Source organism: Neisseria sp. HMSC067G12, assembly GCF_001812725.1.
Classification (GTDB): Bacteria; Pseudomonadota; Gammaproteobacteria; order Burkholderiales; family Neisseriaceae; genus Neisseria; species Neisseria perflava.
This window is the reverse complement of record NZ_KV810182.1, coordinates 469,280-481,815: the sequence shown is the minus strand read 5'-3', so window position 1 is coordinate 481,815 and position 12,536 is coordinate 469,280. Positions and strand designations below refer to the sequence as shown.

Genomic DNA, 12,536 nt, shown 5'->3' with positions numbered 1-12,536 from the left:
AAACCTAACCATACCCACATTGAACTGCTTGAATTCATAATACAAAATCATTGAGCAGTTTATGAGAAAAGGAACACTTCTCATGGAAAAAATGAGTTTTGAAATTTACCGTTACAACCCGGACGTTGATGCCAAACCTTATATGCAACGTTACGAGTTGGAATTGGAACCAACCGACGTTAAGCTTTTGGACGCTTTAGTGCGCCTGAAAGCACAAGACGATACATTGTCTTTCCGCCGTTCTTGCCGCGAAGGTATTTGCGGTTCTGACGGTATGAACATCAACGGTAAAAACGGCTTGGCATGTCTGACCGATCTGCGCAGCCTGAAACAGCCGGTTAAAATCCGCCCTCTGCCAGGTCTGCCTGTTATCCGCGACCTGATTGTGGATATGACCCAGTTCTTCAAACAATATCACTCAATCAAACCTTACGTTGTCAACGACAACCCTATCGATGCGGACAAAGAGCGTCTGCAAACTCAGGAAGAGCGTAAAGAGTTGGACGGTTTGTACGAGTGTATTTTGTGCGCCTGCTGTTCGACTGCCTGCCCGTCATTCTGGTGGAATCCTGATAAATTCGTTGGTCCGTCTGGCTTGCTGAATGCTTACCGTTTCATTGCGGATAGCCGTGATACCATCACTAATGAGCGTTTGGATAATCTGAACGACCCATACCGTTTGTTCCGTTGCCACACCATTATGAACTGCGTAGACGTATGTCCTAAACACTTGAATCCGACCCGAGCCATCGGTAAGATTAAAGAGATTATGTTGAAACGAGCCGTTTAAGAAATGATGGTTTTTGACGATATTGCCAAACGGAAAATCCGTTTTCAAACCCGCCGGGGATTGTTAGAACTAGACTTAATCTTCGGCAGGTTTATGGAAAAAGAATTCGAGCACCTGAGTGATCAGGAGTTGTCCGAATTTTCCGAAATCCTCGAATTTCAAGACCAAGAGTTGCTTGCCTTGATTAACGGACATTCGGCAACGGACAAGAAACACCTGATTCCCATGCTTGAAAAAATCAGACAGGCATGATGTGTTATAGAGCTTGTTTGCGATGCCAATCCGAACAAGCTTTTTCCATACTGAGGCCGTCTGAAAAAAGGACCGTGCCGCTTGGGCGGCAACGAAAGCCCCAACTTACAAAGGAGTTTAAGAATGTCTAAATCAGTCAAGCTCACCACCCCAAATCAAGAGACCTTGGAACTGCCAGTATTGGAAGCAAGTATCGGCCATGATGTGGTTGACATCCGTGCGTTGACAAAAAATACAGGTCTGTTTTCATTCGACCCAGGATTCGTGTCCACTGCAAGTTGCGAATCCAAAATCACTTATATTGACGGCGATAAAGGTCTGTTATATTACCGTGGTTATCCTATCGAGCAGTTGGCCGAAAAATCCGATTACTTGGAAGTTTGTTACCTGTTGATCTACGGCGAGCTGCCTACGCCCGAACAGAAAAAAGAATTTGATGCTACAGTCAGCCACCATACTATGGTGCATGAACAGTTGACTTGGTTCTTCCGCGGTTTCCGTCGCGATGCGCACCCGATGGCGATGATGGTGGGTGTGGTTGGCGCTTTGTCTGCTTTCTATCAAGACAGCTTGGATATTACCAATCCTGAACACCGCAAAATCGCGATTTACCGCTTAATCTCCAAAATTCCGACCATTGCGGCAATGTGTTACCGTTATTCCAACGGTTTGCCGTTCAATTATCCAAAAAATAACCTTTCCTATGCTGAAAACTTCTTGCACATGATGTTTGCCACACCGTGTGAAGAATACAAACCTAATCCAGTCTTGGCCCGCGCGCTCGACCGCATCTTTATTTTGCATGCCGACCACGAGCAAAATGCTTCTACTTCGACCGTACGTTTGGCAGGCTCTTCAGGGGCGAACCCATTTGCCTGTATCGCTGCTGGTATCGCCTGTCTGTGGGGTGCTTCACACGGCGGTGCAAACGAAGCTGTGTTGAAGATGCTGGATGAAATCGGCGATGTGTCTAATGTTGCCGCATACATGGAAGGTGTGAAACAACGCAAATACCGTCTGATGGGCTTCGGTCACCGCGTATACCGCAATATGGACCCACGAGCCAACATCATGCGCGAAACCTGTTATGAAGTCTTAAAAGAATTGGGCTTGGAAGACAGTCCTAAATTCAAGCTGGCGATGGAATTGGAACAAATTGCACTGAAAGACCCATTCTTTGTTGAACGCAAGCTGTATCCAAACGTCGACTTCTACTCTGGTATCGTCTTGTCTGCATTGGGCATTCCAACTGAAATGTTTACCGTTATCTTCGCATTGTCGCGCAGTGTAGGTTGGATTTCTCATTGGCATGAAATGATTAGCGATCCGGCACTGAAAATCGGTCGCCCACGTCAACTTTATACCGGTGCAGAACGTCGCGATTACGTTCCGGTAGATAAACGCTAATAAACAATACATTAATATATTGTTGAAAAGTCGTTTGAAAAAATCGAATTGCCGTTTTCAATGAGGTTGGTCGTAATTAATTAAGTTGATAGCAGGTAATTTGATTTGAAATAGGGTAGAATAAAGTGTCATTTCAGACGGCCTGAATTCCGTTCGGAGAACACGGGATTCTACCCTTTGTTTATATTTTAAAGAAAAGAGCTCACGCCATGATGGACGAAAAACTCAATTTCTCTTATCTGTTTGGTTCTAATGCGCCATACATCGAGGAGTTGTATGAAAAGTTTCTGGATAATCCGGAATCTGTCGATGAAAAATGGAAACAGTACTTTACCGATTTGAGTAAACAGCCGGGCGCAGTCGCTGTCGATGTTGCCCATACACCGATTCGTGAATCATTTGCCACTTTGGCTAAAAAGAAAATTGCCGCAGCCGTCTCAGGCGGTGTAGATGAGGCAATGATGAAAAAGCAAGTCAGCGTTTTGCGACTGATTTCTGCCTATCGTATCCAAGGCGTGGGTGCAGCCCAACTTGATCCGCTCAAACGTATTCCTCCTCAAAATATCGAAGCTCTCGATCCTAAATTCCATGGTCTGTCAGATGCCGATATGGCGCTTCAGTTCAATATGGGCGAGGGCGATTTTTCCGGTCAGAGCAAACTGCCTCTGTCCCAAATCATCAGTAACCTCAAACAAACCTACTGCGGCCATATCGCGGTAGAGTACATCTACATTCCAAATACCGAAGAGCGTCGCTGGGTTCGCAATTATTTTGAAAGCGTACTGTCTACGCCAAGCTACAACGTTGAACAAAAACGCCGTATCTTGAAAGAAATGACTGCTGCCGAAACTCTGGAACGCTACCTGCATACCAAATATGTCGGCCAAAAACGCTTTGGTGTAGAAGGCGGTGAAAGCGCGATTGCCGGTTTGAATTACCTGATTCAAAACGCTGGTAAAGACGGCGTGGAAGAAGTCATCATCGGTATGGCACACCGTGGCCGTCTGAATGTTTTGGTTAACATTTTGGGTAAAAAACCGGCTGATCTGTTTGCTGAATTTGAAGGCCGTGCCGAAATCAAATTGCCTAGCGGCGACGTGAAATACCACATGGGCTTCAGCTCCGACATTGCTACGCCACACGGCCCGATGCACGTTTCTTTGGCATTCAACCCGTCACACTTGGAAATCGTTAACCCGGTAGTGGAAGGTTCTGCACGCGCCAAACAAAAACGTTTGGGCGAAAACGGCCGTGATAAAGTTTTGCCAGTATTGATTCACGGTGACTCCGCATTTATCGGTTTGGGTGTTAACCAAGCAACATTCAACCTGTCTAAAACACGCGGTTATACCACCGGTGGTACTGTTCACATCGTGATCAACAACCAAATCGGCTTTACGACTTCCGATACCCGCGATACCCGTTCAACCGTACACTGTACCGATATCGCAAAAATGGTTTCCGCTCCGGTTATCCATGTGAATGGCGATGATCCTGAACGCGTTTGCTTTGCCATCCAAGCCGCTTTGGATTACCGCAAAAAATTCCATAAAGACATCGTGGTCGACGTTGTCTGCTACCGTAAATGGGGTCACAACGAGGGCGATGATCCGACCCTGACCCAACCGATGATGTACAAAAAAGTATCGCAACACCCAGGTGCGCGTGCTTTGTACACCGAGCAACTGATTGCCGAAGGCGTGGTAACTCAAGCTGAGGCTGACGGCTACATCCAAGCTTACCGTGATGCTTTGGACAAAGGCGAACATGTTGAACAAACAACTTTGAGCAACTTCCAACGCACACAAATCGACTGGAGCAAATACCAAGGCAAAGATTGGCGCGAAAAAATCGAAACCGGTTTGCCTGCCGCGGATATTGAGCGTCTTACCGAGAAATTTACCGCCGTGCCAGAAGGCTTTGCCTTGCATCCGACTGCAAAACGTGTGATTGAAGCGCGTAAAGCAATGGCATCTGGCAAACAAGCCATCGACTGGGGTATGGCCGAAACCCTCGCATACGCAAGTCTGCTGACCAAAGGTCATGGCGTGCGTATCTCCGGTGAGGACTCCGGCCGCGGTACATTCTCACACCGTCATGCAGTGTTGCACGATCAAAAACGCGAAAAATGGGACGACGGTACTTATGTTCCTCTGCGCCATATGGGCGAAGGCATGGGCGAGTTCCTGGTTATCGACTCCATTTTGAACGAAGAAGCCGTGATGGCGTTCGAGTACGGCTTTGCCTGCTCCGCTCCTGACAAGCTGACCATTTGGGAAGCTCAATTCGGTGACTTCGCCAACGGCGCGCAAGTAACTATCGACCAATTCCTGTCTTCAGGCGAAACCAAATGGGGTCGTTTGTGCGGCCTGACCACCATCCTGCCGCACGGCTACGACGGTCAAGGCCCTGAGCACTCTTCTGCACGCGTAGAACGTTGGTTGCAACTGTGTTCTGAGAACAATATGCAAGTCATCATGCCGTCTGAAGCGTCGCAAATGTTCCACCTTTTGCAACGCCAAGTCTTGGGTTCATACCGCAAACCGCTGGTGATTTTCATGTCCAAACGCCTGTTGCGCTTCAAAGGTGCAATGAGCCCGCTGGAAAACTTCACCGAAGGTTCGACTTTCCGTCCGGTTATCGGTGATACCGCCGAACGCGCAAGCAACGACAGCGTGAAACGCGTGGTATTGTGTGCCGGTCAGGTTTACTATGACTTGGAAGCTGGCCGTGCCGAGCGTAAACTGGAAGATGATGTTGCGATTGTTCGCGTTGAGCAGCTGTATCCGTTCCCATACGACGAGGTTAAAGCTGAACTGGCGAAATATCCGAACGCAAAATCTGTGGTTTGGGCACAAGAAGAGCCGAAAAACCAAGGCGCGTTCTACCAAATCCGCCACCGCATCGAAGACGTCATCAGTGAAGAGCAAAAACTGTCTTATGCCGGTCGTCCAAGCAGCGCATCGCCTGCAGTGGGCTACTCAAGCAAACACATTGCTCAATTGAAACAATTGGTTGAAGACGCTTTGACATTGTAAACCAAGTAGCATTCCGTCTGAGTCTGCTCAGGCGGAATGCCCATATGCAGAATTACAAACACACAACAGGCCGTCTGAAAGGGCCATTGGAGACACAAAATGATTATTGATGTAAAAGTACCTATGCTGTCTGAAAGCGTATCTGAAGGCACGCTCTTAGAATGGAAGAAAAAAGTTGGCGAAGCAGTTGCCCGTGACGAAATCCTGATCGATATCGAAACTGACAAAGTGGTTTTGGAAGTACCTTCTCCACAAGCCGGCGTATTGGTTGAAATCGTAGCGCAAGACGGTGAAACCGTTGTTGCCGACCAAGTTTTGGCGCGCATCGATACCGCTGCTACTGCCGCTGCTGAAGCCCCAGCCGCCGCGCCTGCAGAAGCAGCTCCAGCCGCTGCTCCTGCTGCTGCACAAAACAACGCCGCTATGCCTGCTGCCGCCAAACTGGCTGCCGAGACCGGTGTTGACGTGAACGCATTGCAAGGTTCCGGCCGTGACGGTCGCGTATTGAAAGAAGACGTACAAAATGCCGCTGCCAAACCTGCCGCAGCCGCTGCTCCTGCTGTTGCACTTCCTGCCGGCGCACGTCCTGAAGAACGCGTACCAATGAGCCGCCTGCGTGCCCGTGTTGCAGAACGCCTCCTGGCTTCTCAACAAGAAAACGCTATTCTGACTACATTCAACGAAGTCAACATGAAACCAATCATGGACTTGCGTGCGAAGTACAAAGAAAAATTCGAGAAAGAACACGGCGTGAAATTGGGCTTTATGTCCTTCTTCGTTAAAGCCGCTGTTGCCGCCCTGAAAAAATATCCGGTTGTGAATGCTTCTGTTGACGGCAAAGACATCGTTTACCACGGCTACTTCGACATCGGTATCGCAATTGGCAGCCCACGCGGTTTGGTTGTACCAATCCTGCGCGATGCCGACCAAATGAGCATTGCCGACATCGAACAAGCAATTGTTGATTACGCGAAAAAAGCCAAAGACGGCAAAATCGCTATCGAAGATCTGACCGGTGGTACATTCAGTATTACCAACGGCGGTACTTTCGGTTCTATGATGTCTACCCCGATCATCAACCCGCCTCAATCTGCGATTTTGGGTATGCACGCCACTAAAGAGCGCGCTGTGGTTGAAAACGGTCAAGTTGTTGTCCGTCCAATGATGTATCTGGCTCTGTCTTATGACCACCGTATCATTGACGGCCGCGAAGCTGTATTGACCTTGGTAGCCATTAAAGACGCGTTGGAAGACCCAGCTCGCCTGTTATTGGATCTGTAATCGTTTCAGACGGCCTTTTATTTGTTAATGAAAAGGCCGTCTGAATTTTTATTTAGATGTAGCGTAATGTAGTATCGTGCTACAATAGGCTCAACGAACGATTGAGGCCGTCTGAAACATTTGATTCGAATGAATCGGCAGATATGGACTTTCAGACGGCCTTTTCTTAAAACCATCAAAACGCAGTCATTCAAAATAAAAAAGAAACGAAAAGTATCGTTTTTATTTTGAGATACTGCTAAAAGCAAAGGATGACACGATGTCTCAATATGATGTAGTAGTGATTGGTGCAGGCCCGGGCGGATACGTTGCCGCCATCCGTGCCGCGCAACTGGGTTTCAAAACCGCTTGCGTTGATGCAGGCGTTAACAAAGCAGGCAATGCCCCTGCATTGGGCGGTACTTGCTTGAACGTAGGTTGTATCCCTTCCAAAGCCCTGTTGCAATCCAGCGAACATTTCCACGCTGCGCAACACGAGTTTGCCGAACACGGTATCACTGTCGGCGACGTAAAATTCGACGCGGCCAAAATGATTGAGCGCAAAGATGCCATCGTGACCAAACTGACCGGCGGCGTGAAATTCCTGTTCCAAAAAAACAAAGTAACTAGCCTGTTCGGTACTGCTTCCTTTGCCGGTAAAAATGGCGATGCCTACCAAATTGAAGTCGATAACAAAGGTGAGAAAACCGTTATCGAAGCCAAACACGTCATCGTAGCCACCGGTTCCGTACCGCGTCCGCTGCCACAAGTTGCTATCGACAACGTGAACGTATTGGACAACGAAGGCGCATTGAACCTGACCGAAGTACCTGCCAAACTCGGCGTGATCGGTTCCGGCGTAATTGGCTTGGAAATGGGTTCCGTATGGAACCGCGTGGGTGCAGAAGTTACCATTCTTGAAGCTGCGCCGACCTTCTTGGCTGCCGCAGACCAACAAATCGCCAAAGAAGCCTTCAAATACTTCACTAAAGAGCAAGGTTTGAGCATCGAATTGGGCGTGAAAATCGGCGACATCAAATCTGAAGGCAAAGGCGTTTCCGTTGCTTACGAAACTGCTGCCGGCGAAGCCAAAACCGAAGTATTCGACAAACTGATCGTTGCCATCGGCCGTATTCCAAACACCAAAGGCCTGAACGCCGAAGCCGTAGGCTTGGAAAAAGACGAACGTGGCTTTATCAAAGTAGATGGCGAATGCCGTACCAATCTGCCTAACGTATGGGCAATCGGTGACGTGGTTCGCGGCCCGATGTTGGCACACAAAGCCAGCGATGAAGGCGTTGCCGTTGCAGAGCGCATTGCCGGTCAAAAACCGCATATCGACTTCAACAACGTACCGTTCGTGATTTACACCGACCCTGAAATCGCTTGGGTGGGTAAAACCGAAGAGCAACTCAAAGCCGAAGGCGTGGAGTACAAAAAAGGTACTTCAGGTTTCGGCGCAAACGGTCGCGCATTGGCAATGGGCAAAGCCAAAGGTACGGTTAAAGTGTTGGCAGATGCCAAAACCGACCGCATCTTGGGCGTACACATGATTGGCCCGGTTGTCAGCGAATTGGTTACCGAAGGCGTGACTGCGCTCGAATTCTTCGCCAGCAGCGAAGACATCGCCCGCATTATCCATGCCCACCCAACCTTGTCCGAAGTGGTTCACGAAGCTGCATTGGCGGCCGACAAACGCGCTTTGCACGGTTGATAGACATTAAGGCCGTCTGAAATTTTTCAGACGGCCTTAAGACCTTCGACAAATTGAATGTTCCGAGAGCTCCGTTTTCTGATTTATAATTCCGTCAGACAAACAAACAGCATTTACATTCATTATGAACAAAGAAATAGTCGGTATTTTCTTTATACCGGCGGGCATCATCAGCATGTGTATGGCCGCATTGTGGCAGATGTATGTGATGATGACCGAAACTTATACGCTCAACCGTTTCAAAGATAAAGAATTGGTTTGGCGCGTGGCATTGTTGTTTATCAGTTTCAGCCTTGCCGTTTATCTGCTCTGCCCGAATTCGCGTAAAAAAGGCATCGTCTTTTTTATTCTCGGGGGAGGCGGTGCAACCATGTATCTGCTGGCGCGGATGTGGTTGCCCTTCAGTAAATAGTAGGGCCGTCTGAAAATATGGGATTGGCCGCAGGGCGATTCCTAAAACCCACTCACCTTAAGGAGAAATCCATGAATTTACACGAGTATCAGGCTAAAGAACTGCTGGCTAGCTACGGTTTGCCCGTACAAGGCGGTATTTTGGCACACAACGGCGAAGAAGCCGCTGCAGCTTACGACAAATTGGGCGGCAAATTCGCTGTTGTCAAAGCACAAGTACACGCTGGCGGCCGCGGTAAAGCGGGCGGCGTAAAAGTCGTTAAAAGTCGCGAAGAAGCTAAAGAAGTGGCTGAAAGCCTGATTGGCACCAACTTGGTAACTTACCAAACCGATGCCAACGGCCAACCTGTCAACAGCGTTTTGGTTTGCGAAGACATGTATCCTGTTCAAACCGAGCTGTACTTGGGCGCAGTGGTTGACCGTTCTACCCGCCGCGTTACATTCATGGCTTCTACCGAAGGTGGCGTGGAAATCGAAAAAGTTGCTGCCGAAACTCCAGAAAAAATCTTCAAAGTAACCGTTGATCCTCTGGTCGGCCTGCAACCTTGCCAAGCTCGCGAAGTTGCCTTCCAACTGGGCTTGAAAGACAAACAAATCAACGAGTTCGTCAAACTGATGACCGGTGCGTACAAAGCGTTTATCGAAAACGACTTCGCCCTGTTTGAAGTAAACCCACTGGCAGTTCGCGAAAACGGCGCACTGGCTTGCGTGGACGGCAAAATCGGTATCGACAGCAACGCGCTCTACCGCCTGCCAAAAATCGCTGAATTGCGCGACAAATCTCAAGAAAACGAACGTGAGCTGAAAGCTTCTGAATTCGACCTGAACTATGTTGCCCTGGAAGGCAACATCGGCTGTATGGTTAACGGTGCCGGTTTGGCGATGGCCACTATGGACATCATCAAACTCAAAGGCGGCCAACCTGCCAACTTCTTGGACGTTGGCGGCGGCGCAACCAAAGACCGCGTGGTTGAAGCGTTCAAACTGATTTTGGAAGACAAATCCGTTAAAGGCGTATTGATCAACATCTTCGGCGGTATCGTACGTTGCGACATGATTGCGGAAGCCATCGTGGCAGCCGTTAAAGAAATCAACGTCAACGTTCCTGTCGTTGTTCGTTTGGAAGGTAACAACGCCGAACTCGGCGCGAAAATCCTGAACGAATCAGGTCTGAAACTGACTTCTGCAGACGGCCTGAATGACGCAGCCGAAAAAATTGTTGCAGCCGTAAACGCCTAAGGAGAAAAGAATGAGCGTATTGATTAATAAAGACACCAAAGTATTGGTTCAAGGTTTCACCGGTAAAAATGGTACTTTCCACTCCGAACAAGCTCTGGCTTACGGCACTAAAGTTGTCGGCGGCGTTACCCCAGGCAAAGGCGGTCAAACCCACCTGAACCTGCCTGTATTCAACACTATGAAAGAAGCCGTTAAAGAAACCGGCGCGGACGCATCTGTAATTTACGTTCCAGCTCCGTTTGTTTTGGATTCTATCGTTGAAGCCGTTGATTCAGGCGTAGGCTTGGTCGTTGTGATTACCGAAGGCGTGCCAACTCTGGACATGCTCAAAGCCAAACGCTATCTGGAAACTAATGGTAACGGTACCCGCTTGGTCGGCCCTAACTGCCCTGGCGTGATTACTCCGGGTGAGTGCAAAATCGGTATTATGCCGGGCCACATCCACACTCCGGGCCGCATCGGTATTATTTCCCGTTCCGGTACGTTGACTTACGAAGCTGTGGCACAAACCACCAAACTGGGCTTGGGTCAATCAACCTGTATCGGTATCGGCGGCGACCCGATTCCTGGTATGAACCAAATCGACGCACTGAAACTCTTCCAAGAAGACCCAGATACTGACGCCATCATCATGATCGGTGAAATCGGTGGTACTGCGGAAGAAGAAGCAGCCGAATACATCCAATCCAACGTAACCAAACCTGTTGTAGGTTACATCGCTGGTGTTACCGCTCCTAAAGGCAAACGTATGGGCCACGCCGGTGCGATTATCTCAGGTGGTAAAGGTACTGCCGAAGAAAAATTCGCCGCTTTCGAAAAAGCCGGTATCGCTTACACCCGCAGCCCTGCTGAGTTGGGCACTACCATGCTGGAAGTGTTGAAAGCAAAAGGTTTGGCATAAGATTAAGTCTTTAAGCTGAATGGAAAAGGCCGTCTGAAGTTTTCAGACGGCCTTTTTTAAATTTCATCGGGTTGTTTTCATAATAAGCACTTAATTTTATTTAAATTAACGTTTATTTTGGAATAAACGGTTATAATTTATTAACAGATAAATATTCTGTAACCATATCAACCTATATCAAGGAGAGAAGCATGAAAAAACACGATTTTGAAGCACGTCGCGAGGCTTTACTGAAAGACATCCGAGAAGTAATGGATGATGTGGAAGAGTTGTACCGCAATGGTGTTGAAGCCGGTTCGGAAGAGGGCAGCAAAGCTCGAGCCAAATTGGAAGAAAAATTGGCCGTGGCCAAAGAGCGCTTGAGCCGTTTTGAAGAAGAGGCCGGCGAACGTTTGCGCCATCATGCCGAGCGTGCGCGTGAAAAATACGAGCAGTTTGAAGAAGCGGCTCAGGAGCGTTTGAAAGAAGGCAAAGAGCGTTTTGCCGAATTTGAAGCCGATGCGGGCGAACGTTTGAAACGCGGTGCCAAACACGCTGATGAAGTGGTGCATGAAAAACCATATTATGCGATGGGTTTTGCCGCATTGGCCGGTTTGGTTGTCGGTGTGTTGTTGAATCGCCGTTAATGCGAATATGTTAAGGCCGTCTGAACAGGCGTGCACATGAAATCATGGATTTCATTGCGCTGTGCAGACGGCCTTAGCCTTATGTTTCCTAAGAAAAAGGATAATCGAGATGGGAATTCGCCAGCGTTTTGAACATGGCAAGGCTTTGTTGAATCAGGGCGCGGATTTGCTGTTGCTGCGTTTGCAGGTATTGAGCTTGGATTTGACGCGTCAGGCGGAGAATGTGTTTCGTTTGGCGATATGGCTGGTATTGTCCGGCGCGCTGTTGATGGTGGGCTTGGTCGGTTTACTGTTCGGCTTGAACCGCGTGTTGTCGGATGTGGCTGCTTTGTGGGTATTTTTCGGCATTTTCTTTGTAAGCCTGTTGATTATTGCTGTATTGTTCCGCAAAGTATCGGCAGATTATCGGGAGCAGGGCAGCCGTGTGGCTGAGACCTTGCAGGATATTCGATCGGACATTGCGTATTTGCGCGGTGAGATAGACAAGGATACGGACGATGAAGCGACAGGAGTATGAAGAAGCGCGCGAGCTGCTGCTTTTAGAAGCCAAGCTGGTGCGGCTGCGGATTGAAGCGGAAAATTTGAAACTGCGTAAAGCGGAAGAAAGTAATGCTCGGCAGACTAATCGCTTGGTAATGTTGGCCGATGTGGCGTATCAGTTGAGCCAAACGCGTTTGCTGTCTCAACGCTCTTTGTTCTCTACATCGCGCCGTCGGCATTGGATTTGGCTGGTATTGGCAATCATACTGGGTTTGTCGAGATAACCGAGGGCGGAGGTTTGGTCAAAATGATATTTGCGGCGTGTTGTTGGCTCGTGTGAGCCGCTTGTTGAGGACGCTGCGTCATTGTGTTGCCGAAACTGAAACTTTATCTATGTTGAGTATTTTTTACAAAAGAC

General features: G+C 48.6%; 12 protein-coding genes. All 12 read left to right on the top strand.

The window, feature by feature from the left end:
• The first annotated feature begins 82 nt into the window (after window positions 1-82).
• The 12 genes from HMPREF2871_RS02295 (at window position 83) to HMPREF2871_RS02240 (ending at window position 12,402) form a co-directional block, all read left to right on the top strand.
• Window positions 83-790 (top strand): succinate dehydrogenase iron-sulfur subunit, encoded by a 708-nt coding sequence (locus tag HMPREF2871_RS02295; protein ID WP_003678833.1) that lies wholly within the window; start codon window positions 83-85, stop codon window positions 788-790.
• 3 nt (window positions 791-793) lie between these two features.
• The gene (locus HMPREF2871_RS02290; RefSeq protein ID WP_003678830.1) at window positions 794-1,042 is read left to right on the top strand and encodes an FAD assembly factor SdhE; all 249 of its coding nucleotides are present in this window, start codon (window positions 794-796) and stop codon (window positions 1,040-1,042) included.
• Between the two features lie 123 nt (window positions 1,043-1,165).
• Window positions 1,166-2,449 (top strand): citrate synthase, encoded by a 1,284-nt coding sequence (gene gltA / locus HMPREF2871_RS02285; protein WP_004519267.1) that lies wholly within the window; start codon window positions 1,166-1,168, stop codon window positions 2,447-2,449.
• Between the two features lie 209 nt (window positions 2,450-2,658).
• Window positions 2,659-5,487 (top strand): 2-oxoglutarate dehydrogenase E1 component, encoded by a 2,829-nt coding sequence (locus HMPREF2871_RS02280; protein WP_049336760.1) that lies wholly within the window; start codon window positions 2,659-2,661, stop codon window positions 5,485-5,487.
• Between the two features lie 99 nt (window positions 5,488-5,586).
• Window positions 5,587-6,768, top strand: a complete 1,182-nt coding sequence (gene odhB / locus HMPREF2871_RS02275; protein WP_002217383.1) for a 2-oxoglutarate dehydrogenase complex dihydrolipoyllysine-residue succinyltransferase — start codon at window positions 5,587-5,589, stop codon at window positions 6,766-6,768.
• 259 nt (window positions 6,769-7,027) lie between these two features.
• Window positions 7,028-8,461 (top strand): dihydrolipoyl dehydrogenase, encoded by a 1,434-nt coding sequence (gene lpdA, locus HMPREF2871_RS02270; RefSeq protein WP_002225317.1) that lies wholly within the window; start codon window positions 7,028-7,030, stop codon window positions 8,459-8,461.
• A gap of 124 nt (window positions 8,462-8,585) precedes the next feature.
• Window positions 8,586-8,873, top strand: coding sequence for a hypothetical protein (locus HMPREF2871_RS02265; protein ID WP_002242554.1), 288 nt, complete (start codon window positions 8,586-8,588; stop codon window positions 8,871-8,873).
• 17 nt (window positions 8,874-8,890) lie between these two features.
• Window positions 8,891-10,111 carry an ADP-forming succinate--CoA ligase subunit beta gene (sucC, locus tag HMPREF2871_RS02260; protein ID WP_004519273.1) on the top strand — a complete coding sequence of 407 codons (1,221 nt, stop codon included), beginning with the start codon at window positions 8,891-8,893 and terminating at the stop codon, window positions 10,109-10,111.
• Window positions 10,112-10,121: 10 nt separating this feature from the next.
• A complete protein-coding gene (gene sucD, locus HMPREF2871_RS02255) occupies window positions 10,122-11,012 on the top strand; it encodes a succinate--CoA ligase subunit alpha (RefSeq protein WP_002221113.1) in 891 nt (296 codons plus the stop codon).
• Between the two features lie 191 nt (window positions 11,013-11,203).
• Complete coding sequence (locus HMPREF2871_RS02250; RefSeq protein ID WP_004519274.1) at window positions 11,204-11,638, top strand: ElaB/YgaM/YqjD family protein; 435 nt, start codon at window positions 11,204-11,206, stop codon at window positions 11,636-11,638.
• A 109-nt stretch (window positions 11,639-11,747) separates the two neighbouring features.
• Window positions 11,748-12,155 (top strand): phage holin family protein, encoded by a 408-nt coding sequence (locus HMPREF2871_RS02245; RefSeq protein WP_049330957.1) that lies wholly within the window; start codon window positions 11,748-11,750, stop codon window positions 12,153-12,155.
• Window positions 12,136-12,402, top strand: a complete 267-nt coding sequence (locus tag HMPREF2871_RS02240) for a hypothetical protein (RefSeq protein WP_049335359.1) — start codon at window positions 12,136-12,138, stop codon at window positions 12,400-12,402. The genes HMPREF2871_RS02245 and HMPREF2871_RS02240 overlap by 20 nt, the downstream gene beginning before the upstream one ends.
• The last annotated feature ends 134 nt before the right edge of the window (window positions 12,403-12,536 follow it).

Bases quoted from the DNA above. Each gene is read 5' to 3' on its own strand.
- HMPREF2871_RS02295 (WP_003678833.1), top strand. From the start codon at position 83: ATGGAAAAAATGAGTTTTGAAATTTACCGTTACAACCCGGACGTTGAT.
- HMPREF2871_RS02290 (WP_003678830.1), top strand. From the start codon at position 794: ATGATGGTTTTTGACGATATTGCCAAACGGAAAATCCGTTTTCAAACC.
- gltA (WP_004519267.1), top strand. From the start codon at position 1,166: ATGTCTAAATCAGTCAAGCTCACCACCCCAAATCAAGAGACCTTGGAA.
- HMPREF2871_RS02280 (WP_049336760.1), top strand. From the start codon at position 2,659: ATGATGGACGAAAAACTCAATTTCTCTTATCTGTTTGGTTCTAATGCG.
- odhB (WP_002217383.1), top strand. From the start codon at position 5,587: ATGATTATTGATGTAAAAGTACCTATGCTGTCTGAAAGCGTATCTGAA.
- lpdA (WP_002225317.1), top strand. From the start codon at position 7,028: ATGTCTCAATATGATGTAGTAGTGATTGGTGCAGGCCCGGGCGGATAC.
- HMPREF2871_RS02265 (WP_002242554.1), top strand. From the start codon at position 8,586: ATGAACAAAGAAATAGTCGGTATTTTCTTTATACCGGCGGGCATCATC.
- sucC (WP_004519273.1), top strand. From the start codon at position 8,891: ATGGGATTGGCCGCAGGGCGATTCCTAAAACCCACTCACCTTAAGGAG.
- sucD (WP_002221113.1), top strand. From the start codon at position 10,122: ATGAGCGTATTGATTAATAAAGACACCAAAGTATTGGTTCAAGGTTTC.
- HMPREF2871_RS02250 (WP_004519274.1), top strand. From the start codon at position 11,204: ATGAAAAAACACGATTTTGAAGCACGTCGCGAGGCTTTACTGAAAGAC.
- HMPREF2871_RS02245 (WP_049330957.1), top strand. From the start codon at position 11,748: ATGGGAATTCGCCAGCGTTTTGAACATGGCAAGGCTTTGTTGAATCAG.
- HMPREF2871_RS02240 (WP_049335359.1), top strand. From the start codon at position 12,136: ATGAAGCGACAGGAGTATGAAGAAGCGCGCGAGCTGCTGCTTTTAGAA.